The 21,918-nt window shown below is 61.1% G+C and carries 21 protein-coding genes; 18 read left to right on the top strand and 3 right to left on the bottom strand.

Annotated features, from left to right (window positions below):
- Positions 1-942: 942 nt before the first annotated feature.
- On the top strand, positions 943-2,421 hold the full coding sequence (locus I5R65_RS05805; protein WP_180667123.1) for a S41 family peptidase: 1,479 nt from the start codon (positions 943-945) through the stop codon (positions 2,419-2,421).
- Positions 2,422-2,643: 222 nt separating this feature from the next.
- Here I5R65_RS05805 and mchS3 read toward each other — a convergent pair whose 3' ends face one another.
- Together mchS3 and I5R65_RS05795 are read right to left on the bottom strand one after the other, a co-directional pair.
- A complete protein-coding gene (gene mchS3 / locus I5R65_RS05800; protein WP_180667125.1) occupies positions 2,644-3,084 on the bottom strand; it encodes an MchS3 family protein in 441 nt (146 codons plus the stop codon).
- Positions 3,085-3,268: 184 nt separating this feature from the next.
- Complete coding sequence (locus tag I5R65_RS05795) at positions 3,269-5,389, bottom strand: TonB-dependent siderophore receptor (protein ID WP_180667128.1); 2,121 nt, start codon at positions 5,387-5,389, stop codon at positions 3,269-3,271.
- Positions 5,390-5,763: 374 nt separating this feature from the next.
- Here I5R65_RS05795 and I5R65_RS05790 point away from each other — a divergent pair, with 374 nt between their 5' ends.
- The 11 genes from I5R65_RS05790 to I5R65_RS05740 all read left to right on the top strand — a co-directional run bounded on the left by I5R65_RS05790 (position 5,764) and on the right by I5R65_RS05740 (position 16,652).
- On the top strand, positions 5,764-6,891 hold the full coding sequence (locus I5R65_RS05790) for a LacI family DNA-binding transcriptional regulator (protein ID WP_180667130.1): 1,128 nt from the start codon (positions 5,764-5,766) through the stop codon (positions 6,889-6,891).
- 262 nt (positions 6,892-7,153) lie between these two features.
- Positions 7,154-7,957, top strand: a complete 804-nt coding sequence (locus I5R65_RS05785) for a transporter substrate-binding domain-containing protein (RefSeq protein WP_006462394.1) — start codon at positions 7,154-7,156, stop codon at positions 7,955-7,957.
- 150 nt (positions 7,958-8,107) lie between these two features.
- The gene (locus I5R65_RS05780; protein WP_006462395.1) at positions 8,108-8,803 is read left to right on the top strand and encodes an amino acid ABC transporter permease; all 696 of its coding nucleotides are present in this window, start codon (positions 8,108-8,110) and stop codon (positions 8,801-8,803) included.
- Positions 8,803-9,453 carry an amino acid ABC transporter permease gene (locus tag I5R65_RS05775; protein ID WP_006462396.1) on the top strand — a complete coding sequence of 217 codons (651 nt, stop codon included), beginning with the start codon at positions 8,803-8,805 and terminating at the stop codon, positions 9,451-9,453. Before I5R65_RS05780 ends, I5R65_RS05775 begins: the two co-directional genes overlap by 1 nt.
- Positions 9,440-10,174, top strand: a complete 735-nt coding sequence (locus I5R65_RS05770) for an amino acid ABC transporter ATP-binding protein (RefSeq protein ID WP_180667132.1) — start codon at positions 9,440-9,442, stop codon at positions 10,172-10,174. Before I5R65_RS05775 ends, I5R65_RS05770 begins: the two co-directional genes overlap by 14 nt.
- Complete coding sequence (locus I5R65_RS05765) at positions 10,171-10,914, top strand: sugar phosphate isomerase (protein WP_180667134.1); 744 nt, start codon at positions 10,171-10,173, stop codon at positions 10,912-10,914. The genes I5R65_RS05770 and I5R65_RS05765 overlap by 4 nt, the downstream gene beginning before the upstream one ends.
- Positions 10,915-10,925: 11 nt before the next feature.
- Entirely contained in the window at positions 10,926-11,870 is a 945-nt protein-coding gene (locus I5R65_RS05760; RefSeq protein ID WP_180667136.1) for a sugar kinase, read from the top strand.
- Between the two features lie 35 nt (positions 11,871-11,905).
- Positions 11,906-12,865 (top strand): D-glycerate dehydrogenase, encoded by a 960-nt coding sequence (locus tag I5R65_RS05755; protein ID WP_180667138.1) that lies wholly within the window; start codon positions 11,906-11,908, stop codon positions 12,863-12,865.
- 220 nt (positions 12,866-13,085) lie between these two features.
- The gene (locus I5R65_RS05750; protein WP_006462401.1) at positions 13,086-13,841 is read left to right on the top strand and encodes an electron transfer flavoprotein subunit beta/FixA family protein; all 756 of its coding nucleotides are present in this window, start codon (positions 13,086-13,088) and stop codon (positions 13,839-13,841) included.
- A gap of 2 nt (positions 13,842-13,843) precedes the next feature.
- Positions 13,844-14,773, top strand: a complete 930-nt coding sequence (locus tag I5R65_RS05745) for an electron transfer flavoprotein subunit alpha/FixB family protein (RefSeq protein ID WP_180667140.1) — start codon at positions 13,844-13,846, stop codon at positions 14,771-14,773.
- A gap of 94 nt (positions 14,774-14,867) precedes the next feature.
- Entirely contained in the window at positions 14,868-16,652 is a 1,785-nt protein-coding gene (locus I5R65_RS05740) for an acyl-CoA dehydrogenase (protein WP_180667142.1), read from the top strand.
- A gap of 98 nt (positions 16,653-16,750) precedes the next feature.
- Here I5R65_RS05740 and I5R65_RS05735 read toward each other — a convergent pair whose 3' ends face one another.
- Positions 16,751-17,173, bottom strand: coding sequence for a hypothetical protein (locus I5R65_RS05735; RefSeq protein ID WP_180667144.1), 423 nt, complete (start codon positions 17,171-17,173; stop codon positions 16,751-16,753).
- A 304-nt stretch (positions 17,174-17,477) separates the two neighbouring features.
- Between I5R65_RS05735 and rpsP the strand changes: the two genes are divergently transcribed.
- The 6 genes from rpsP (at position 17,478) to I5R65_RS05705 (ending at position 21,756) form a co-directional block, all read left to right on the top strand.
- Positions 17,478-17,732, top strand: coding sequence for a 30S ribosomal protein S16 (gene rpsP / locus I5R65_RS05730; RefSeq protein ID WP_006462405.1), 255 nt, complete (start codon positions 17,478-17,480; stop codon positions 17,730-17,732).
- A gap of 73 nt (positions 17,733-17,805) precedes the next feature.
- Positions 17,806-18,420: a ribosome maturation factor RimM gene (rimM, locus tag I5R65_RS05725; RefSeq protein ID WP_180667146.1), complete on the top strand. Its 615-nt coding sequence runs from the start codon at positions 17,806-17,808 to the stop codon at positions 18,418-18,420.
- Positions 18,421-18,504: 84 nt separating this feature from the next.
- On the top strand, positions 18,505-19,260 hold the full coding sequence (trmD, locus tag I5R65_RS05720) for a tRNA (guanosine(37)-N1)-methyltransferase TrmD (RefSeq protein WP_180667148.1): 756 nt from the start codon (positions 18,505-18,507) through the stop codon (positions 19,258-19,260).
- Positions 19,261-19,437: 177 nt separating this feature from the next.
- Positions 19,438-19,821: a 50S ribosomal protein L19 gene (gene rplS / locus I5R65_RS05715; protein WP_006462408.1), complete on the top strand. Its 384-nt coding sequence runs from the start codon at positions 19,438-19,440 to the stop codon at positions 19,819-19,821.
- Positions 19,822-19,944: 123 nt separating this feature from the next.
- Complete coding sequence (locus tag I5R65_RS05710; RefSeq protein ID WP_180667150.1) at positions 19,945-20,616, top strand: CoA pyrophosphatase; 672 nt, start codon at positions 19,945-19,947, stop codon at positions 20,614-20,616.
- A gap of 180 nt (positions 20,617-20,796) precedes the next feature.
- Complete coding sequence (locus I5R65_RS05705) at positions 20,797-21,756, top strand: CobD/CbiB family protein (protein ID WP_180667152.1); 960 nt, start codon at positions 20,797-20,799, stop codon at positions 21,754-21,756.
- Positions 21,757-21,918 lie beyond the last annotated feature (162 nt).

The following is a 21,918-nucleotide window of genomic DNA, read 5'->3' as shown; positions in this document are numbered from 1 at the left end:
GGCACACCACTTTGGTTGAAAGAAGGTAGCTGAGTGTCATCCTCGGTCAAAGCAGGGTCAAATTCTATTTAGGAATTGTCCCAATGAATATTAGTAATAATGAGTAGAGCGCTCCGTAATCGCGCACGGCGCCTCCGGGCGGTGCACTTGCATGAGGCGAAAAGCCGCTTCAGTCAAGGGTTTGCGGCCAGTCATGCACCAAACGCGAGAGCGCTGGCGGCACGCCGGGCAAATCATTTACGTTATTTATGGAGCTAATCCGCCGTGCGGATTTGCCTTGGGCGGGAGAGGCTGACTACCATCAGGGCCGAGATTGAAATGAACGTCGTTCAGTTTCGTCATAGGCTCCTTCTGGCCTTCTTTTCAGGCGGACTTCGCGAGGAGTTCGCCTGCTTTCTTTTCGGGCCGTTGCACGGTCCTGGGGATGTCTACTCTCTTTTCGCTAGATATCGATTCAGGCTGCCAGCGCGGCGTGAAACCATGTTGCCCTCCCAGCCGGTGTGTTATCGCGTTGGGCTAACTTCTGCGAATTTCTTCTGAGTTATGGCGATCTTAAGCAGAAGTTGTTAAACCAATTCCTATTTGCGATAGATTCTCATTCTTCATGAAAATGACGGCTACGCCAGCGATGCTCTCGCCTCAGATGTCCTTTTGAAGTAGGCATACATCCTTCCGACTTCGTAGGTCATTCCAAGTGCATACGCGCCAATTTTCTGCCTTGCCTGATGGTATGCAAGCGCTTTCCTCGCCCGAGACAAGCAGTCGCGCGGCGGACTTGGATGCAGGGGTGGCGTGCGCCAAGCATTTTCTGATCGGAATAATTTCACTTTGTTTTCGGCTTTCGTGTTTGACCTGCTGCTTGTAGAACTCAGCTACGGCTTTGATGTGATTAACCGGATGCCGTTACCAGAGATGCCTCGAACTTAATCGAAGGGGTGTTGCGTGATTGACTTGAAGTATGTGAGTAAGAAATTTTTTAAATTGTTCATCGTTGTGGTTGCAACATTGGGGGAGGGCATGGCTACAGAAAGAATACATCTACAAGAAGATAACGAGGGGACAGCATGGGCGATGGTGGCGCGCCGTGACTTGGCCTTCATGCGCCAAGCGATCGACTCTGCGCATCCCGCCATACTGGATAGGAGCGATACCGACTTTCATGCTTGGCTGGACGATGGATATGCTCAAGCTCAGGCGCTGGCCGCAACGGCATCCAATGAACGCCAAGCATTGGCTGCCTTGCGTTTTTATGCGGTGGGCTTCAGGGATGGGCATCTCGTGGTGGCGCCAGACCCAGAGCACCTGGGAAAAATTTCTTGGGCGGGATGGATTACGCAGGAGCGCGATGGTGATTTCTTCGTCGCGGAGCGGGCACGTCATTGGCCGGTTGCCTTGCCGCCTGTAGGCGCAAAAATACTGGAATGTGATGGCCTGGCAGTTTCAACACTTGTCAGAGAACACATCCTGCCATTTACGGATCGCCGCATTTTTTTGCCGAGTGTGCGGCGTAAGTTGGCCGCACATTTAACGCTGGAGATTCCGTTCGAGCCGTTATGGAAGTCTAAACGTAGCCAGTCGTGCTTGGCCGAGATGCCCGATGGAAGACACGCACGTTTCAGCATGCTCTGGCGCAAGGGAGACGAAGGCTTCCGGCGTGCATATGGAATGTTGAGCCATCCCCAAAGGTTGCATGCCATGGGCGGGGGCGTTTACTGGATCAATGTTTCTGATTTCCAGTTAGATCAATCTGGACTTGCTCAACTCGAACTCCTGCTGGAGCAGATTCGGCAGCTCGATACTGCAGATGTGGTTGTTCTGGATACGCGAGGCAATAATGGAGGCAATAGCGGTATAGGTGATCGTATCCTGCGTGCACTATTGAAACAGGATATACCGCCCGAGCCAGAGGGTGTCAGTGCTTCATGGCGGGTGTCAGACATTGCAATCAACACCTTGCAAGCGCATGTTGATCGCTTTCGAACGCTTGAAGGTGAGACAGGTCCCGATTTTCGATCCATTAGTAAGCTACTTGCGAAGATGCGGGAAGCACATGCTCGTGGCCTCAATTGGCTCGAGGACGAGTATACGGGCGCCCTCAGCGAGCAGGGCTTGCCTTTTAGGGGGCGAGTAGGACTGGTCACGGACGCGTTTTGTGCGAGTGCCTGCCTCGATTTCGCCGATGCCGTATTGCGTATTCCAGGCGCGTTACATTTTGGTGAGTCGACTAGCGCCGATACCAATTATCTTGACGTTACCCAATTGCACTTGCCTAGCGGATTGATGATGTGGTTGCCGTTGAAGGTATATCGCGGGCGAGCTCGGCGCAGTAATGAGGCCCTGGTTCCGCATTTCATCTATGCCGGAGACATGGACGATACGGCAAGTCTGCAACGGTGGGTACTGGAGCACATGCGAAAGTAAGGATGTGATATTGCGGTCCAGCTGCAATCTACCGAGATCGCATGCATTGGATTCCTGCCAAGATTGAAATGACCGTCACTTTGTTTCGTCATCGGCGCCATCGAAATTTTTTTCAGGCGGACTTCGCAAGGAGTCTGCCTGTTTTCTTTCTGGTTGTCTTTCCGCTGAGAATGCGGGTGGAGTGACTTCCTGTTTGCTCTTCTTCGATTTCCCGTCCCACGCTCATCGCCAGTAGGCGTCGTTGCAGCCGGATTCCCCAATCATGCGCAACTGATATTGCAGCGGCTCGCGCTTGAGGATGTCGGTACGCAATATGGACACTGACCTGCCGGAAAGACGCAAGGTCCTGGTGAGAGTATCGAACTCGCTCGCAGCCAGCGCACGGACGCCGCAGGCGGCGTAGAGCCTGGCTTCATCGGTGGCGCTGTCGTCATCGAGCATGCGCCGGAAATCTTCCAGCGCGGTGGGGTTTTGCAGGATGCGGCGATAACGTTGCTCGCTTTCGCTGATGTGGCCGATGAAGCCGACCTGGCCTATGGCGAAGACCGAGGTCTGTTTCAAAGCACGGATATCGTCTTCCAGCGGACCAGTGGGCCATGCCGGAGCCGTCGTGGCGATGCTGACAAATGATAGGGACAATGACAGAAGCAGGTGCGGTCTCATTGGTCTTCTTTTCCTTGATTGTCTGGGGCGGGTGAGTGCGCATGATGACGCGACCTTGCGCATCAATCGATCTACCCCAGGCATCACGTTAAAAAAGTACAGTTTCTTCAAACAATATGTAGAACGAAAAAACGGCCGCTCTTATCAAGCGGCCGTCTTCAATGCGCGGGAATGGATAACGGTCTTAGTACCGATACCCCAGCGTCAGCATCACGGTCCGATCATCCCCCAGCGCCACCGCCTTCGCCAGGCCGCCGGCATAGTAGTGGGTGTTGAAGATGTTCTTCACGTTCAGCGCGGCGCGCCAGCGTTCGGCGTTGTAGGCTACGCCGGCATCGGTGAGGACGTAGCCGGGGAGGGTGTAGCCGTTGGTGCGCATCATGCTCTGGCCATGCACTCCGCCATTCAATTCCCAACCACTGAGTTCGCCCTTGAGGCGGTAGCGGGCGCTGGCGGTGAAGTTGTGGCGCGGGACGTTGTCCAGCCACTGGCCGACCGTGGTGCTGCGTTGTCCGCCGTCGTCGGTGACGATGGCAGCAGTGTAGGAATAACCGGCATTCAGGCTCAGGCCGTTGCGCAGGTCGGAGGTGATGCTGATCTCGCCGCCTTGCGAACGTTGTTCGCCCACCGCGATGTTGAAGCCGGTATTGACCGGATCGCTCACCAGCACGTTGCGACGGCGCAGGTCGAATACGGCGACGTTGAGGCTGGTGCGGCCTTCGTCGAGATCGAACTTCACGCCTGCTTCCCATTGCTTGCCGGTCTCGGGCTCGAAGGTGCCGCCGCTGACATCGGTGCCGCTGTTGGGATAGAACGAGGTGGCATAGCTGATGTAGGGGCGCACGCCCTGCAGTACCTCGACCATCAGCGCAGCCGAGCCGGTGGTGGCGCTGGACGGGTTGTCGGTGTGGGTGCCGGTGCGCTGGTTGGTGGAATAGGTGGAGGCGTTGTCGTAGCGCAGTCCGGTCAGCAGTTGCCAGCGCTGGCCGAAGCTGATCTTGTCGCGTGCATACAGGCCGGTGTCGCGCACCGTGGTGGAGGTGTTGGTGGTGGCCGCAGTGGGGCAGGTCATGCGCGCGCCATAGACCGGGTTATACACATTGAGCGCAGCAATGCTGCAGGTGTAGGACAGGTTGTCTTCGCGGGAATTCAGGTAGTCCGTGCCGAGGGTGATCTCGTGCTTGCCCAGCACGGTGTTGAAGCTGCGCTGTACGTTGGTGTCCATCGTGAAGGTCTGGCCTTCGAAGGTCTGGTCGGTGGCCTGGCGGGTGAGGTTGCGGCTGGTGCTGGCGAGCGCGTTGTTGGTGATGACCTGTCCGCTCATCTCGAACTGCTGGTAGCGCACATTGTTGTTGAGCGTCCAGCCATCGTCGAAGCGGTGTGTCAGGGCATAGCCGATGCGGGTCTCGTTGGCGGCATAGGGGCGCGCACCCGGTTCGCCGATGAAGAGGCTGCGCGGCAGGGCGCCGTTGACGTTGGAGTTGATCGAACCGGACAGCGGCAGGCCTTGCTGGCGCACGTAGTTGCGTTCCTGGTAGCTGGTCAGGATGGTGAAGTCGGTGCGCGCACCCAGGTCCAGCGAGAGCGAAGGAGCGATGTAGCGGTTCTTGAACCAGACGTGGTCGGTAGCATCGTCCGAATTGGAAATCAGGCCATTGATGCGGAAGGCCTGCTTGCCGTTCTCCGACAGCGATTTGTTGAGATCCACCGTGGTCTGGTAGAAGTTGTGGCTGCCTGCGGTCACGTCGACGTTGGCGAAGTCCGTCCCCTGCGGGCGCTTGCTGACCATGTTGACCAGCCCGCCCGGCAGCACCAGGCCATAGAGCAGGGAGCCCGGTCCCTTGAGCACTTCCACCTGCTGCAGCCCGAACAGCTGCTCGGCCACGCGCGAGCTGGCGGTGGTGCGCAAGCCATCCAGGTAGAGCGAATCGGAGGCGACCTGGCCGCGGATGATCAGGTCGTCCCAGCCGCGTCGGCCATATTGCTGCGCCACCACGCCGGGGACGTTTTCCAGGGCGTCGGCCAGGGACACGGCTTGCTGGCTGTCCAGCATGGCGCGGGTGACCACGGAGACCGACTGCGGGGTCTGCGACAGTGGGGTGTCGGATTTGTTGACCTGGGTCCGCGTGGCCTTGAACTGGGTGTCGTTCACGCCGTCGGCAACCACGTCCACCGTGGGCAGTTGAGATGTTGCGGTAGTGGCGGTGTCATTTGGGGCCGTGACCGGGGCGACAGTCTGGGCGTAGGCACCAGCAGATGAGAATGCGAGCAGGACGGCGAGGGCGCCAGGTGAAAGCAAAGGCATATTTTCTGATAATAATGAGAATAATTATTATTCATGATATCTCATCTGTGTGCGAAGCAATAGACTTTTCCGGTCTGGAACAAGTTGGCCGTGCAGGCCTTGGTGGAACACAGGCAATGCAGTGCAGCATGGGCAAGGGTTTGCAAGGGAGAGAAGGGGCGCGGCGAGCGTTGCAATTCCGCAGCCCGCTTTTGCTGGCAGGAAATGCGGGGCGAACTTCATCTCGGTCCGTCAAATTTTTCATGTGAAATTGGTTTGACCGGAGCAATTGTCACTGCTATCTTGGAACCGGTTCCAAAAGATTCAAATAAATGAGCAGCCCGGAACCTGAAGCACAAATCAACCCACGCAGTACAACGATTTGGCGGGCAACAGTGAGACAAAGCATCAAGACCGGCACCGACCGGGTCACCATCGCAGAGGTTGCGCAGGAGGCCGGGGTGTCCAAGACCAGCGTATCGCGTTACCTGGGCGGCGAGTTCGACGCGCTGTCGGTGCGACTGCGCGACCAGATCGGCAAGACCATTGCGCGCCTGGGCTATCAGCCCAGCCAGATGGCGCGTGGTCTCAAAGGCGGACGGACGCGGCTCATCGGCATGCTGGTGGCCGATATCCTCAATCCCTATTCGGTGGCGGTGCTGCATGGCGCCGAGGCGGCCTGCCAGAAGCATGGCTATACGCTCATGCTGTGCAACACCGGTAACGACGAGGCTCGCGAGAAGCAATCGCTGGCGGCACTGCATTCCTACAGCGTGGAAGGCCTGCTGTTCAATACTCAGGGGCGCAATGTGACGCCGCTGCGTGAGCTGGGGCAGGCGGCCTTTCCGGTGGTGCTGCTGGACCGCCATGTGGAGGGTTGTGACTTCGACCTGGTGGGCCTCGATAACGTGAAGGCCGCGCAGTTGGGGACGCGCCACCTGCTGGCGCAGGGTTATACCGATATCGCGCTGGTGGTGCAGCCGCTGTATGGCGTGAGTTCGCGCCAGGGGCGGCAGGCCGGGTTCCTGCAGGCGATGTCGGAGCGGCCCGATTGCCATGGCGAGACGCTGGAAGTGGACCTGGAGCAGCCGGGCCATGTGGCCACGGTGTTGCGCGAGTTCTTCCTGCGGCGCGCGGCAGCCGGCAGCCAGGGACGGGTGGCGATCCTGGCCGGCAACGGCATGGTGTCGCTACAGATCGCGCTGGCCTTGCAGAGCATGAAGCTGCGCTTCCCCGATGACCTGGGGCTGTTGTGCTTCGATGAACTGGCCTGGTCGCCGCTGGTCGGTAGCGGCATCAGTACCATCGAACAACCGACTTACGAAATCGGCTTTACCGCCATCGAGCGCCTCTTGGTGCGTATTCAGGGCGAGCGTTCGGTGCGCATGGAACTCCTGCTGGATGGGCGACTGATCCATCGCGGGTCATCGGCCAGCCTGGACGGCCATCCAGAGCGCGCCCGGGCGGCAGGCATCAGCGAAAAAATCCACACGACGAACACGCTCCAGTACGCCACGGCTTAACGCGGCGCTGGAACCGGTACCAACGGCAGGGCGTGTATACGCGCTGCTGGTAAGACCTTAAAACAGGACGGAGGATCAAATGCCGTCGGTGTTCGTCAAGAGCAGCAATCCCGGCCTGGCGGCCGGGCCACAGACCTGGGATCGCGGGATCAAAGCAGGCAACGGTAACAAAGAGGGGCACAAGAATTCGTCCGGCGACCAGCGGGAGGGGTTCCGAGCCAAACGGACTGCCGTCACCACGGCAACTATTCAGGAGACCTACATGAGCATCAAGAAGATTTTCAACGCCAAATTCGTCGCACTGACGCTGGCAGCCGCCTGCGCGGTCGCCGGTGCCGCCAGCGCCAGCGCGCAGAGCATCGCCGAGCTGACCAAGAAGGGCAAGATCACCATCGGCGTGGTCAGCGGCACGCCGCCATTCGGTTCGGTCGATGCCAAGGGCGTACCCATCGGCTATGACGTGGATGTGGCCAACCTGATCGGCAAGTACCTGGGCCTGCCGGTGGAAATCGTGCCGCTGGTGCCGCCGGCCCGTATCCCGGCGCTGGAGTCGGGCAAGGTCGACATGCTGGCCGCGACCCTGGCGCCCACGCCTGAGCGCGCCAAGTCGGTGCTGTTCACGATCCCCTACAGCGGTTTCGAGCTGTCCATCGTTGGTCCGGTCGGTTCCAACTACAAGAAGCTGGACGACCTGGTGAAGAAGAAGGTGGGTGTCTCGCGTGGTTCGACCAACGATACCGCGCTGACCCGCCTGGCGCCTCCGGGTACCGTACTGGTGCGCTTCGAGGATGACTCCACCGTGACCCAGGCCCTGCTGTCGAACCAGGTCGATGCGATCTCGATTCCCAACACCATGGCCAATGAAATCGTGAAGTCGCGTGGCCAGGGCAAGATCGAAGTCAAGTTCCCGTACTCGGTGCAACCGAACTCGATGACCGTGCGCAAGGGTTCGTACGAACTGCAGCAGTGGCTCAACAACTTCATCTACTACGTCAAGCTCAATGGCGAACTGGATGCGATCTCGCGCAAGTGGTCCGGCCCGCTGCCGAACCTGCCGGTGTTCTGATGGCTGGTGCCGGTTGCGTCGCATTTGACGGAACCGGTCTGGCAGAAGCGGCTGCACGCAAGGCCTGGCCCTGCGGTGCAGCCTGGGTAGAACAGATCACGCGCCGGTCGGGAGGTAACCGCCGGCGCGGGTTTGTGGGAGGAGCACACGATGCATTACGATTTTCAGTTCGCGTTCATCTTCCAGCATCTTGATCAGTTGCTGGTTGGCGCGCTGCTCACCATACGCTTGAGCGCGCTGTCGATGATCTGCGGTTTGGCGGTGGGTATCTTCGGCGCCATCATTTCCATCCACGGCAGCGCGCCGGCGCGCTTTGCGGTCACGTCCTATGTGGAACTGATCCGCAGCACGCCTTTCCTGGTGCAACTGTTCATCATCTTCTTCGGCCTGCCTTCGATCGGGGTGCAGGTCGATGCCAACATTGCCGCGCTGGTGGCGATGACGGTCAACCTCGGGGCCTATTCGACCGAGATCGTGCGGGCCGGCATGATGGCCATCCATCCCTCGCAGATCGAGGCGGCGCAGGCGCTGGCCATGACGCGCGGGCAGGTGATCCGCCACGTGGTGCTCACGCCCGCGCTGGAAAAGGTCTATCCGGCCCTGGCCAGCCAGTTCACGCTGATGATGCTGGCCTCCAGTATCGTCTCGGCGATTTCGGCGGAAGAACTCACGGCCACGGCCAACCTGCTGGACGCCGAGACCTTCCGCAGCTTCGAGATCTACCTGGTGGTGATGGTGCTCTACATCCTGCTGGCATTGCTGTTCCGACTGGCCTTCTGGCTGATCGGCCTGGTGGTCTTCAAACGCCGTCGCCGTCTGGGCGTGGCGCGTCCAAGGAGAATGTAATGCTCGCCGAATTTTCCCTTGATAACTTCATCTTCCTGCTGGAAGCGGCGCAGTGGACGCTGTTGCTGTCGGTGCTGGCCTTCGTGGGCGGTGGCATCGCCGGCTTCATCGTGGCGCTGATGCGCACTTCCCATATCGGCGCGCTGCGCGTGCTCTCGACGGTCTATATCCAGATCATCCAGGGCACGCCGGTGCTGATCATCCTGTTCCTGTCCTTCTACGGGCTGGCGATCTTCGGTTACAAGCTGCCGCCGATGGTGGCGGCCACCATCGCCATGACGATCTACTCCAGCGCCTATCTGGGCGAGATCTGGCGTGGTTGCATCGAGGCCGTGCCGGTCCAGCAGTGGGAAGCCTCGACCGCGCTGGCGATGACGCGCTGGCAGCAGTTGCGCTACGTGATCCTGCCGCAGGCGGTGCGCATTTCCCTGCCGCCTACCGTGGGCTTCCTGGTGCAGATCGTCAAGAACACTTCGATCGCCTCCATCATCGGTCTGGTGGAATTGGCCCAGGCCGGCAAGCTGGTCAGCAATGCGACCTTCCAGCCCTTCCTGGTCTTCCCCATCGTGGCCGGTATCTACTTCGTTTTCTGCTATCCGCTGTCGCGCTTCAGCTTTGCCTTAGAGAGGAAATTACATGCCCATCGTTGAAATTGACAACATCACCAAGCGCTTCGGCAGCAACCAGGTGTTGAACGGCATTTCGCTGTCGGTCGAGCGCGGCCAGGTGGTGGCCATCATCGGCCGTTCCGGGTCCGGCAAGAGCACCATGCTGCGTTGTATCAACGGGCTGGAATCCATTGATGGCGGCAGCATTACGGTGGCCGGCCACAAGCTGACCAACAAGCATGAACACCTGATCGAGTTGCGCAAGGATGTGGGCATGGTGTTCCAGCATTACAATCTCTTTCCGCACCTGACCGTGGAGGAGAACATCATGCTGTCACCCCGCATCGTGAAGAAGACTGCCACCGAGACTGCCCGCGAGACCGCCATCAAGGTCTTGAAGCAGGTCGGCCTGGACCACAAGCGTGACGCCTATCCCGAGCAGCTTTCGGGTGGTCAGCAGCAGCGCGTGGCGATTGCCCGCTCGCTGGCCATGGAGCCGCAGGTGATGCTGTTCGATGAGGTGACCTCGGCGCTGGACCCGGAATTGACGGCCGAAGTGCTGAAGGTGATGGAAGAGCTGGCCCGTGGCGGCATGACCATGCTGCTGGTGACGCACGAGATGGAGTTTGCGCGCCGGGTGGCGGACCTGACGGTCTTCATGCACCAGGGCAAGGTGTGGGAGGCCCGTCCTTCCAAGGAGTTCTTCGCCGACCCGCAGACGCCGGAGGCCAAGCAGTTCATCGGCGCCGGAGCCATCAAGTGAGCCCGGTCCTGGTCGCTGCTTCGGCCTATGGCGCCGACCTGGTGCGACGGGTCGGCCATGCCGATCTGGTGCCGATGGTGGCGGCGGCCGGGGCGGCGGGTCTGGAGATACGACGCGAGCTGTTCGATGGGCCGCAGGACCTGACGGCGCTGCGTGAGCTGCTGGCGCAGCACAAGCTGTTCGCGGTGTATTCGGCACCGCTGGAGCTGTTCGGCGCCGATGGCCGTTTTGACCACGAACAGATGACCCAGGCGATGGCCGAGGCCGAAGAGGTGGGGGCGCGTTTCCTGAAGGTGTCGCTGGGGCATTTCTCGGCAGGCAGCGATCTGCAGTCGCTGTTGCGCTTCCTCTCGCACGCCCCCATCGAAGTCCTGCTGGAAAACGACCAGACTCCGCAAGGTGGCCGGCTGGAGCCCATCGTCAGCTTCCTGGCGCTGTGTACCGGCAATGGCTATGCCTTCGGCATGACCTTCGACATGGGCAACTGGCGCTGGCAGGGGGTTGATCCCGAGACCGCCGCGCGTTCACTGGCGCCGCACGTGCGTTACGTGCATTGCAAGGGCGTGCAGGAGGATCGCGGCAAGCTCAAGGCGGTGCCGCTGCAGGCGCAGGACAGCCACTGGCAGGCCATGCTGGCGCATTTCCCCACGGGCATCCTGCGGGCCATCGAATTTCCCCTGGTGGGCAGCGATCTGGAAGAGACCACGCGCCGCCATGTCGCCATGCTGGCGGCAGTCTGAGGACAACAACAATGACGATGCAACTGGATGTGGTGACCTGGGGTGAAGCCCTGGCACTGCTGGTGGCCGATGAGGTCGGCCCCTTCGAGGAAGTGGAAAAATACACGCGCCGCCTGGCCGGGGCCGAGACCAATGTGGCCATCGGGCTGGCGCGCCTGGGCCTGAAGGTGGGCTGGGCCAGCCGGGTGGGCAATGATGCCTTCGGGCGTTTCATCCGCCAGCGGGTGGCGCAGGAGGGCGTGGATGTCAGTCGTGTACTGACCGACAGTGAATTCCGTACCGCCATCCAGTTGAAGGCCAAGGCCGTGGATGGGGCCGATCCGGCCATCGAGTATTACCGCAAGGGCTCGGCGGCCAGTCATCTGTCGCTGGCTGATTTCGATGCCGACTACTTCGGCGCGGCGCGGCACTTGCATGCCACCGGCATTGCACCGGCGCTGTCGGCCAGCACCATGGCGTTTGCCCATCATGCGATGGACTTCATGCGCAACCAGGGCAAGACGATTTCCTTCGACCCCAACCTGCGGCCCATGCTATGGCCTTCGCAGGAAGTGATGGCGCAGCAGTTGAATGCGTTGGCCTTCAAGGCTGACTGGGTGTTGCCGGGCCTGGCCGAAGGCAGGATTCTGACCGGCCACTGCGAGGCGCGCGATATCGCCGCCTTCTATCTCGAACGCGGCGTGCAGATGGTGGTCATCAAGCTGGGTGCAGAAGGCGCCTACTGGCGCAATGCGCAGGGCGAGGGCAGGGTGGTCGGCGTCGCGGTCAAGGAAGTGGTCGACACCGTGGGGGCCGGTGACGGCTTTGCCGTGGGCGTGATCAGCGGCATGCTGGAAGGCTTGCCGGTGGAGCAGGCGGTGATGCGGGGCAACCGCATCGGTGCCTTCGCCATCCAGGTGGTGGGCGATATGGAAGGCCTGCCCACGCGGGCCGAGCTGGAGGCGGCTTCGGCCTAGTGCCCTCCGCCAGGTTTCAACAAACAGGAAATACGATGAAGCAGCGTGTAGTGGTCTACAAGAAATTGCCCGAAGCGTTGGCGCAGCGGCTGCAGTCGGCGTTCGACGTGAGCTGGTTCGACCGCGTCACCGAGGCCAATCGTGCCGACTTCATCGCCGCGCTCAAGACCGCGCACGGCATGATCGGGGCCAGCCTGCCAATCACCAATGCCATGCTGGAGGGCGCGCCGGAGTTGAAGATCGCCTCCACCATCTCGGTCGGGGTCGATAATTTCGACCTGGATTATTTCCGCCAGCGCGGCCTGATGCTGGCGCATACGCCCGGCGTGCTGACCGAGGCGACCGCCGACACCATCTTTGCCCTGATCCTGTCCACCGCCCGCCGGGTGGTGGAGCTGGCCGGGTACGTCAAGGCCGGTCAGTGGAAGGGCAGTATCGGCGAGGCCCAGTTCGGCGTGAACGTGCACGGCAAGACCCTAGGCCTGATCGGCATGGGACGCATCGGCAGCGCGGTGGCGCGCCGGGCGCATCATGGTTTCGGCATGCCCATCCTGTATCACAATACCCGCCCCAATCCCGAGGCCGAGCGCGAACTCGATGTGCGTTATGTCAGCAAGGAAGAGCTGCTGGCGCAGGCCGATTTCGTCTGCCTGATGCTGCCATTGACGCCCGCCACCGAGCGCATGATCGGCGCGCGCGAATTCGGGATGATGAAGCGCAGTGCCATCTTCATCAATGCCTCGCGGGGTCGTATCGTCGATGAGGCGGCGCTGATCCGGGCGCTGCAGGACAAGACCATCTACGGCGCCGGCCTGGATGTGTTCGAGGTCGAGCCGCTGCCAGTCGAGTCGCCCCTGCTGACATTGTCGAACGTGGTGGCCTTGCCCCACATCGGTTCGGCCACCCATGAAACCCGCCTGGCCATGGCCGAACTGGCCGTCACCAACCTGATTGCCGGCCTGCACGGCGAACCGGTTCCCCACCTGGCAGTCTGATCCCACGGATATTGCCCGGAGGTATGTTTCCGGGCGATTCCGCTGCATGAAGTTTTTTTCACTTATGCAGCCTTTCCTCTTCCGTTCACGTGAATCTTTGGTGTATGCTGCGAACATTAAAAAGAACGATCGTGCTAAAAAACGGTAGGCAGTTCGTTTTGCTTTTATAATCCTGCGGAAGTTTACGTTTACGTCAATTCCTTTTTGCAAGGGCCATGCGATGAAAGTATTAGTACCAGTCAAGCGCGTCGTGGATTACAACGTCAAGGTGCGCGTCAAGAGTGACGGCAGCGGCGTCGATATCGCCAACGTCAAGATGTCGATGAACCCGTTTGACGAAATCGCGGTGGAAGAAGCCGTGCGCCTCAAGGAAGGCGGCAAGGTCACCGAGGTGATCGCCGTTTCCGCCGGCGTCACCCAGTGCCAGGAAACCCTGCGCACCGCCATGGCCATTGGTGCCGATCGCGGCATCCTGGCCGAAGTCGGTGCCGATGTGGAACTGCAACCGCTGGCCGTGGCCAAGATCCTCAAGGCGCTGGCCGAGAAGGAGCAGCCGCAGCTGATCATCCTGGGCAAGCAGGCCATCGATGACGACTGCAACCAGACCGGCCAGATGCTGGCGGCCCTGCTGGGCTGGCCGCAAGCCACCTTCGCCTCCAAGGTCGTGCTGGAAGACGGCAAGGTCAGCGTGACCCGCGAAGTGGACGGCGGCCTGGAAACCCTGGCCCTGACCCTGCCGGCCATCATCACCACCGACCTGCGCCTGAACGAGCCGCGTTATGTGACGCTGCCCAACATCATGAAGGCCAAGAAGAAGCAACTGGACACCGTCAAGCCCGAGGAACTGGGCGTGGACGTCACCCCGCGCGTGAAGACGCTCAAGGTCACCGAGCCGGCCAAGCGCAGCGCCGGCGTGAAGGTGCCGGATGTCGCGACCCTGGTCGCCAAACTGAAAAATGAAGCCAAGGTGATCTGATCATGACCGCACTCGTTATTGCCGAACACGACAACGCCAGCCTCAAGGGCAGCACCCTCAACACCATCACCGCCGCCGTGCAGGCCGGTGGTGACGTCCACGTGCTGGTGGCCGGTTCCAATGCCAAGGCCGTGGCCGACGCCGTTGCGCAAGTCGCCGGTGTGGCCAAGGTCCTGTTGGCCGATGGCGCGCAATTTGCCGATGGCCTGGCCGAGAACGTGGCCGAACAGGTCCTGGCCATTGCCAAGGATTACAGCCACATCCTGGCGCCCGCTACCGCCTACGGCAAGAACATCCTGCCGCGCGTGGCCGCCCGCCTGGACGTGGGTCAGATTTCGGAGATCACCAAGGTCGACTCGCCGGATACCTTCGAGCGTCCGATCTACGCCGGCAACGCCATCGCGACCGTGCAATCGACCGATGCGATCAAGGTCATCACTGTGCGTACCACCGGTTTCGATGCGGCTGCACAAGGTGGTTCGGCGGCCGTGGAGAGCATCCCGGCGGTGGCCGATTCGGGCAAGTCCAGCTTCGTCGGCCGTGAGGTCGCCAAGTCGGATCGTCCTGAGCTGACCGCCGCCAAGATCATCGTCTCCGGTGGCCGCGGCATGGGCTCGTCGGAAAGCTTCAAGATCCTGGAACCGCTGGCCGACAAGTTGAATGCCGCCATGGGTGCCTCCCGCGCCGCTGTGGATGCGGGTTACGTGCCCAACGACTGGCAGGTCGGCCAGACCGGCAAGATCGTGGCGCCGCAGCTGTACATTGCCGTCGGTATCTCCGGCGCGATCCAGCATCTGGCCGGGATGAAGGACTCCAAGGTCATCGTCGCCATCAACAAGGACGAGGAAGCGCCGATCTTCTCGGTGGCCGATTACGGCCTGGTGGGCGACCTCTTCGAGGTCGTGCCGGAGCTGGTCAAGCAGCTCGGTTGATCACCCCGCATAGCAGTATCCGCCCCGGCTTTCGCCGGGGTGTTTTCATGCAAGCAAGGAATGCCGCAAGAGCGTTCCCTATTGGAGGTTGGAGATGAGTTACACCGCGCCCGTGAAGGATATGTTGTTCGTCATGAACGAACTGGCCGGCCTGGCTGCCGTCAATGCGCTGCCCGGCTGCGACGATGCCACGCCAGAGACGGCCGAGGCCATCCTGGAGGAAAACGCCAGGTTCTGCAGCGAAGTGATCGCCCCGCTGAATCACCCGGCCGACAAGCAACCCAGTTCCTGGGCCGATGGCAAGGTGACTACCAGCCCTGGATTCAAGGAAGCCTTCCGGCAGTTCGGCGAGGCCGGCTGGCAAGGTGTGCAGCACCCGGTGGAGTTTGGTGGACAAGGCCTGCCCAAGCTGCTGGCCACACCTTGCATCGAGATGCTGAACTCGGCCAACCTGTCCTTCGCGCTGTGCCCGCTGTTGACCGATGGCACCATCGAGGCGCTGATGACGGCCGGTACCCAGCAGCAGAAGGAAACCTTCATCGCCAACTTCATCTCCGGCAAGTGGACCGGCACCATGAACCTGACCGAGCCGCAGGCCGGCTCCGACCTGGCGCTGGTGCGTACCCGCGCCGTGCCGGAAGGGGATGGTACCTACAAGCTCTTCGGCACCAAGATCTTCATCACCTACGGTGAGCACGACATGGCCGAGAACATCGTCCATCTGGTGCTGGCCCGTACCCCCAATGCACCCGAAGGCGTGAAGGGGATTTCGCTGTTCGTCGTGCCCAAGTTCCTGGTCAATGCCGATGGTTCGCTGGGCGAGCGCAACGACGTGCATTGCGTGTCCATCGAACACAAGCTGGGCATCAAGGCCAGCCCGACGGCCGTGCTGCAGTTCGGCGACCATGGTGGCGCTATCGGCACGCTGGTGGGCGAAGAGAATCGCGGCCTGGAATACATGTTCATCATGATGAACGCGGCGCGCTTCGCCGTGGGCATCCAGGGTCTGTCGGTGTCGGAGCGCGCCTATCAACAGGCGGTGGCCTACGCCCGCGACCGCGTGCAGTCGCGGGACCTGGCAGGCTCGCCGGGGCCGGTGGCCATCATCCGCCAGCCGGACGTGCGCCGCATGCTCATGTCCATGCGCGCCCAGATCGAGGCGGCGCGTGCGCTGGCCTACGTGGCCGCGGCCACCTCGGATGCCGCCCATTTCAGCGACGACGACGCCACCCGCAAGGCCAATCAGGCTTTCTATGAATACCTGGTGCCCATCGTCAAGGGCTGGATCACCGAGCTGTCCATCGATGTCACTTCCACCGGTGTGCAGGTGCATGGCGGCATGGGCTTCATCGAAGAGACCGGCGCTGCGCAGTATTACCGCGATGCCCGCATCCTGCCGATCTACGAGGGCACTACGGCCATCCAGGCCAATGACCTGGTCGGCCGCAAGACCACCCGCGATGGTGGCGCAGTGGCCAAGGGCATCCTGGGTCAGGTGCGTCAGACCGTGTCCGAGTTGCAGGGCGATGCGCAATTGCAGCCCATCGCCACGCGGCTGGCCGAGGCCGCCGATGCGTTGGAACAGGTGGTCGATTATGTGGTGGGCAACGTCAAGGGCGACATCAAGGCGGTTTTCGCCGGCAGCGTGCCTTACCTGAAGATGGCCGGCGTGGTGCTGGGCGGCTGGCAGATGGCGCGCGCGGCGGCGGTGTCGGCCTCCAGGCTCAAGTCCGGCGAGGGTGACAGCAAGTTCTACCAAGCCAAGCTGGCCACGGCGCGTTTCTATGCCGAGCAGATCCTGCCGCAGGCGCTGGCCTATCGCACGGCCATCGTCGAGGGTGGCCAGGCGGTGATGGCGCTGGACGAAGACCAGTTCTGATCCGGCCTGTCAGTCGTCAGCCCGGAAAGCCGCACTGGCGGTTTTCCGGGCTTGTGTCTTTCTGGGGAGTGCGTTCAGGCGTTCAGGCGTACTGGCGTTCAGCCGAAGGCGCCGCCGGTGAAGAGCAGGTCGAAGCTGCGCGCCAGCAGGGCGATCACGCCCATGGCGCCCAGGCCGACGGTGAGCACCAGGATCACCGCCAGTATCCAGTGCGACTCCGAGGTCTTGCCACTGCCCGCATTGTGCCGGGCATCCCATTTCTCGTCAGGCGTGAGACCGATCACCAGCGCTTCCAGGCAGGCGATCAGCGCGGATAGCACGAAGGGCAGGGCAGTGAACAGCCAGGGAGCTTCCGGTTGCGCCGCCATCAGGCCCAGCGACAGCGGAATGGCCAGGATGTGCAGCCAGCCGAAGCGGTCGCGTCCGCCGTACAGGTAGAAGCGGTGCAGGCCGATGCTGCCGGCCACGGTGGCCAGGAAGGTCGTCAGGGTCTTGTTCTTGTGGCGGATTGCTGAAGGCATGCCTGTTGTCTCTTTGTTCTGGTTGTTGCCATGGCGCATGAGGCGTCCGGCAATGTTGTCGTCAGGGTATCGGGGCAGTATAGCCGAGGCGCTGGCACACCGGGCTTGCGTCCGGGATAGGTCATCAAGGCCCGCGGTTGCCGGTGGCGGCGCTGTTCTGATGCCATTTGGCATCAGATTCGCAGGTTTTTAGCGTGTTTCTGCGTTGGTCAACTGCACAAAAGCGCCAAGCGGCTTGCCCGAGGGTGGGGAAGTCCGTTATAATCATCGGCTTTTCCGTGTCCGTATTCTTACTGGAACCATTATGGTCGTTATTCGTTTAGCTCGTGGCGGCGCCAAGAAGCGCCCCTTCTACAACATCGTTGCAACCGACTCGCGCAATCGTCGCGATGGCCGTTTCATCGAGCGCATCGGCTTCTACAACCCGGTTGCCTCGGGCAAGGAAGAAGCAGTGCGTATCGCTGCTGACCGCCTGGCTCACTGGCAAGGCGTTGGCGCACAACTGTCGCCGACCGTTGCTCGCCTGGTTGCCCAAGCTGGTACCAAGGCTGCTGCCTGATCAAGTTTTTCCTGTCTGATCCAGCGCTGCGACCTGTCGTGGCGCAAGTGTGAAGAACAGGTCTGGCGTACTCATGACTTATCCAGCCCCGGCGGGTTTCTCCGCACCCGACGATCTCGTGACCGTCGGCCATGTGATAGGAGCCTACGGAATCCAGGGCTGGATTCGCGTGCGTCCCTATTCTTCGGAAGCGGATGCCTTGTTGAATGCCAAGACCTGGTGGCTGGAGAAATCCGGCCAGCCCAAGCAGGACGTCGATGTCATGCAGTCCAAGGGGCATAGCGGCGATATCGTCGCGCGCCTGACCGGGGTAGCCGACCGCAATGCGGCCGAAGCGATGAAGGGAACGGTGGTCTCCATCTCCCGCAAGCACTTCCCGGTGCTGGATGACAATGAATTCTACTGGGTCGATCTGATCGGCTCGGCGGTGGAAAATCTCCAGGGTGAACAGCTGGGCGTGGTGTCCGACATGATGGACAACGGCGCCCATCCCATCCTGAAGGTGACGGCTCCGACGCAGGAAACTGCGGTCGAGCCCGAAGATGCTGCCGAAGCAAAGCCCAGGAAGGGCGCCAGGGAGAAGTCCGTGGCTGCGCCTGAGATGCTGATTCCGTTCGTCGACCAGTTCGTCAAGACGGTACTGCCGAAGGACAAGAAGATTGTCGTCGACTGGGGCAAGGATTACTGAATGTTGGAGAACTACTGACCGCCAAGGTCAGTTTTTCTTTTCCGCCCTGGTCGATGTCGAGAGTTACCTGGAAATGGAGGCGTGATGCAGTTTGATGTCGTCACTCTGTTTCCCGAAATGTTTGCCGCGCTGACGCAATCCGGCATTACCCGCCGGGCGCTGGAGCAGAAGCGCTGGGGCTTGTCGCTGTGGAATCCACGTGAATTCACGACCGACAACCATCGCACCGTGGATGACCGTCCCTATGGGGGTGGTCCCGGCATGGTGATGCTGGCCAAGCCCCTGCAGGCGGCCATCGAGGCTGCCCAGGCGCGCCAGCAGACGCTGGGTCTGGACAAGCCACGGGTGATCTACCTGTCGCCGCAAGGTGCGCCACTGACGCATGAGCGTGTAGTGCGGCTGTCGCAGGATAGCGGGGCCGTGTTGCTGTGCGGCCGCTATGAAGCCATCGACCAGCGCTTGCTCGACAAGTGCGTGGACGAAGAAATCAGCATCGGTGATTTCGTGCTTTCCGGCGGCGAACTGCCAGCCATGGCGCTGATGGATGCAGTGATCCGGCTATTGCCGGGTGCGCTCAACGATAGCGCCTCGGCCGTGGAAGACAGCTTCGTCAACGGGCTGCTGGATTCGCCGCATTACACGCGTCCGGAAGTCTATGAAGGTGAGCCGGTGCCCGCCATCCTGTTGGGGGGGCACCATGCCGAGATCCAGAAATGGCGTCGGCAGCGTGCGCTGGAAGCCACCTTGACCAAGCGCCCCGATCTGATCGTCAGGGCCAGGGAGCAGGGCCTGTTGAGCAAGACCGATGAAAAGTTTCTGAGCAGCCTGCAACAGCCGTAGTCAGTATCGCCGGCATGCAGTCCGCCAAATCGAAGTCGTACCAGCAGTACCGCAGGTCCAGCGATGGACCCGCACCGTGCAGCGGCCTGGCCGCTGCGTTTGAAACCCCATCCTCTACCGGGCTACACAATCAGCCTTCGGGCAACGGCGCCGGCAAGATGGTTACAGGAGCAAAAAATGGATCTGATCCAGCAACTCGAGCAAGAAGAGATCGCGCGTCTCGCCAAGAACATTCCCGACTTCGCCCCCGGCGACACCGTGATTGTCAGCGTCAACGTGGTTGAAGGCACCCGCAAGCGCGCCCAGGCCTACGAAGGCGTGGTCATCGCCCGCCGCAACCGTGGTCTGAATTCCAACTTCATCGTGCGCAAGATTTCGTCCGGTGAAGGCGTTGAGCGTACCTTCCAGCTGTACTCGCCGCTGATCGCTTCGATCGAAGTCAAGCGTCGTGGCGACGTGCGTCGCGCCAAGCTGTACTACCTGCGCGAACGTTCGGGCAAGTCGGCACGTATCAAGGAAAAGCTGCCCAGCCGCGCTGCAAAGGCTGCTGCTGCCGAGTAATCGGTTGCATGTTGATGCGTCAGAAAAAGGGGTGTCTCGCGACACCCCTTTTTCGTTTCCGTCACCTGCATTGAGTCCTTCGTTGAATTCCTATTAACAGATCACAGATCAAGCGAGCACATCGTGGCCAGTTTCGATCCCGTCAACCTGCCGGTGGATACCGTTGCCGGCGAGAGCGCCCTGGAAGCGGCGCGCCTGAACGCCGACTGGCTGCGCCAGCGCTTTGCCGACCCGCCGCGCTGGGAGCCCGAGCACAGTGGCGACCAGATGGCACGCATGGCCGAGGCGAAGGGGCGATTCCGACTTGCTTCGGTGTTGATCCCGATCGTACTGCGGGAAGAGGGGATGACGGTACTCTTCACGCGCCGCACCGCTGACCTGAAGGATCATGCTGGCCAGATCAGCTTCCCCGGTGGTCGTCGGGAAGACTATGACGACTCGGCCATCGAGACCGCCTTGCGCGAGACCGAGGAAGAAATCGGACTGGCCCGCCAGCACATCGAGGTCATCGGCTCCTTGCCCGACTACTTCACTGGTACCGGGTATCGCGTCACGCCCGTGGCGGGGCTGATCCAGCCGCCGTTCGAGGCTGTCGGTGAGCCGCGCGAGGTGGCGGAGATCTTCGAGGTCCCGCTAGCCTTCCTGATGGACGGCGTTAACCACCAGCGCCGCTCGGTGGAACTGCCGCAGCCAGTGGGCCGTCGTAGCTTCTACACGATGCCCTATGAACGTTATTTCATCTGGGGTGCTACCGCTGGAATGTTGCGCAATCTCTTTCATTTCCTTCGCAGCTGAACTGCGTGCAGCATTTGGCTGTCAGTCTGTATCGAATAAGATACGCAAAGTCTTTGTTGATGTTCAAATACGTAAATATTGATGACATGGCGAGCTTGATTCTCGTCAACAAATCAATTGTTTGATTCCCCTCTTGCACTGCGCTATCGTACGGGCTACCGAGACACCTAAGGCTGCTTGATGACATTTCTTTCCATTCTCTTTGCGCTGTTAATCGAACAACTCAAACCACTGCGTGCGGACAATCCGGTTTATGCATCGATCAAGTCTTTCGCGGCCACGATAGAGGGCTGGTTCAACGCCGGCCACGTTCATCACGGCCGCCTGGGTTGGGTGGTGATGGTCGGTGCGCTGACCGTGCCGGTGGCGCTGGTGTACTGGTTGCTGCTGCATGTGAGCCTGGTGGCGGCATTCGCCTGGAACGTCCTGGTGGTCTACATGACCCTGGGCTTCCGTCATTACAGTCATTACTTCACTTCGATCCAATTGGCGCTGAACACCGGCGACGAGATGACTGCCCGCACCCTGTTGGCCGAATGGACCAAGCTGGATACCACCGGCATGGACGTCAGCGAGATTTCGCGCATCGCCTCCGAACGCGCCCTGATCACCACGCATCGCCATGTGTTTGGCGTGTTCTTCTGGTTCCTGATGCCGGTCGGCCCGGCGCTGGCGGTGATGTACCGGGTGGCCGAGTACCTGTCGCGGGCCTGGAACGAGCCGGATCACATGAAGTTCGAGGCCTTCGGCCGCTTTGCGGCCCAGGCGTTTTACTGGATCGACTGGATTCCGGCCCGCCTGACCGCCTCGGCCTTCGCCGTGGTGGGTAACTTCGAGGATGCCATCTATGCCTGGCGCAACTTCGCCAACCGTTGGGAGGACGAGGCCGCGGGCATCATCCTGGCCGCCGGTGGGGGCGCCATGGGCGTGCGCTTCGGCACCGAAAATCAGGCCGCCGCCGGCATCATTCTCCCGGCCGATGCTGCCACGGTCGATTCCATGCCCGAGGAAACCGACGGCCTGCCCGGCGACACACCGTCCCCGCGTACCCTGCAGAGCACCGTGGGCCTGGTCTGGCGTGCCTTGCTGCTGTGGATGTTCCTGTTGCTGCTGCTCTCGGTAGCGGTCTGGATGGGCTAGTTCTTTTGCATTGAGACGAGCGGGCGGTGGCCCGCTTCGTTTTTTGGGGGAACGCGATTCCCGCCAACCCGGTATACTTCCGGATTCACATCACCAAGATCGCATCCCGCCCGGCAGCAGCTCAGCCCGGGCCAGGAACGAGCGACGCGCAGGGCCAGGCAG

It is taken from the genome of Herbaspirillum sp. AP02 (assembly GCF_015767275.1).
In the GTDB taxonomy this organism is placed as follows: domain Bacteria; phylum Pseudomonadota; class Gammaproteobacteria; order Burkholderiales; family Burkholderiaceae_D; genus Herbaspirillum.
Note: the sequence above shows the minus strand (reverse complement) of the source record. Positions and strands in the feature narration are given on the sequence as shown.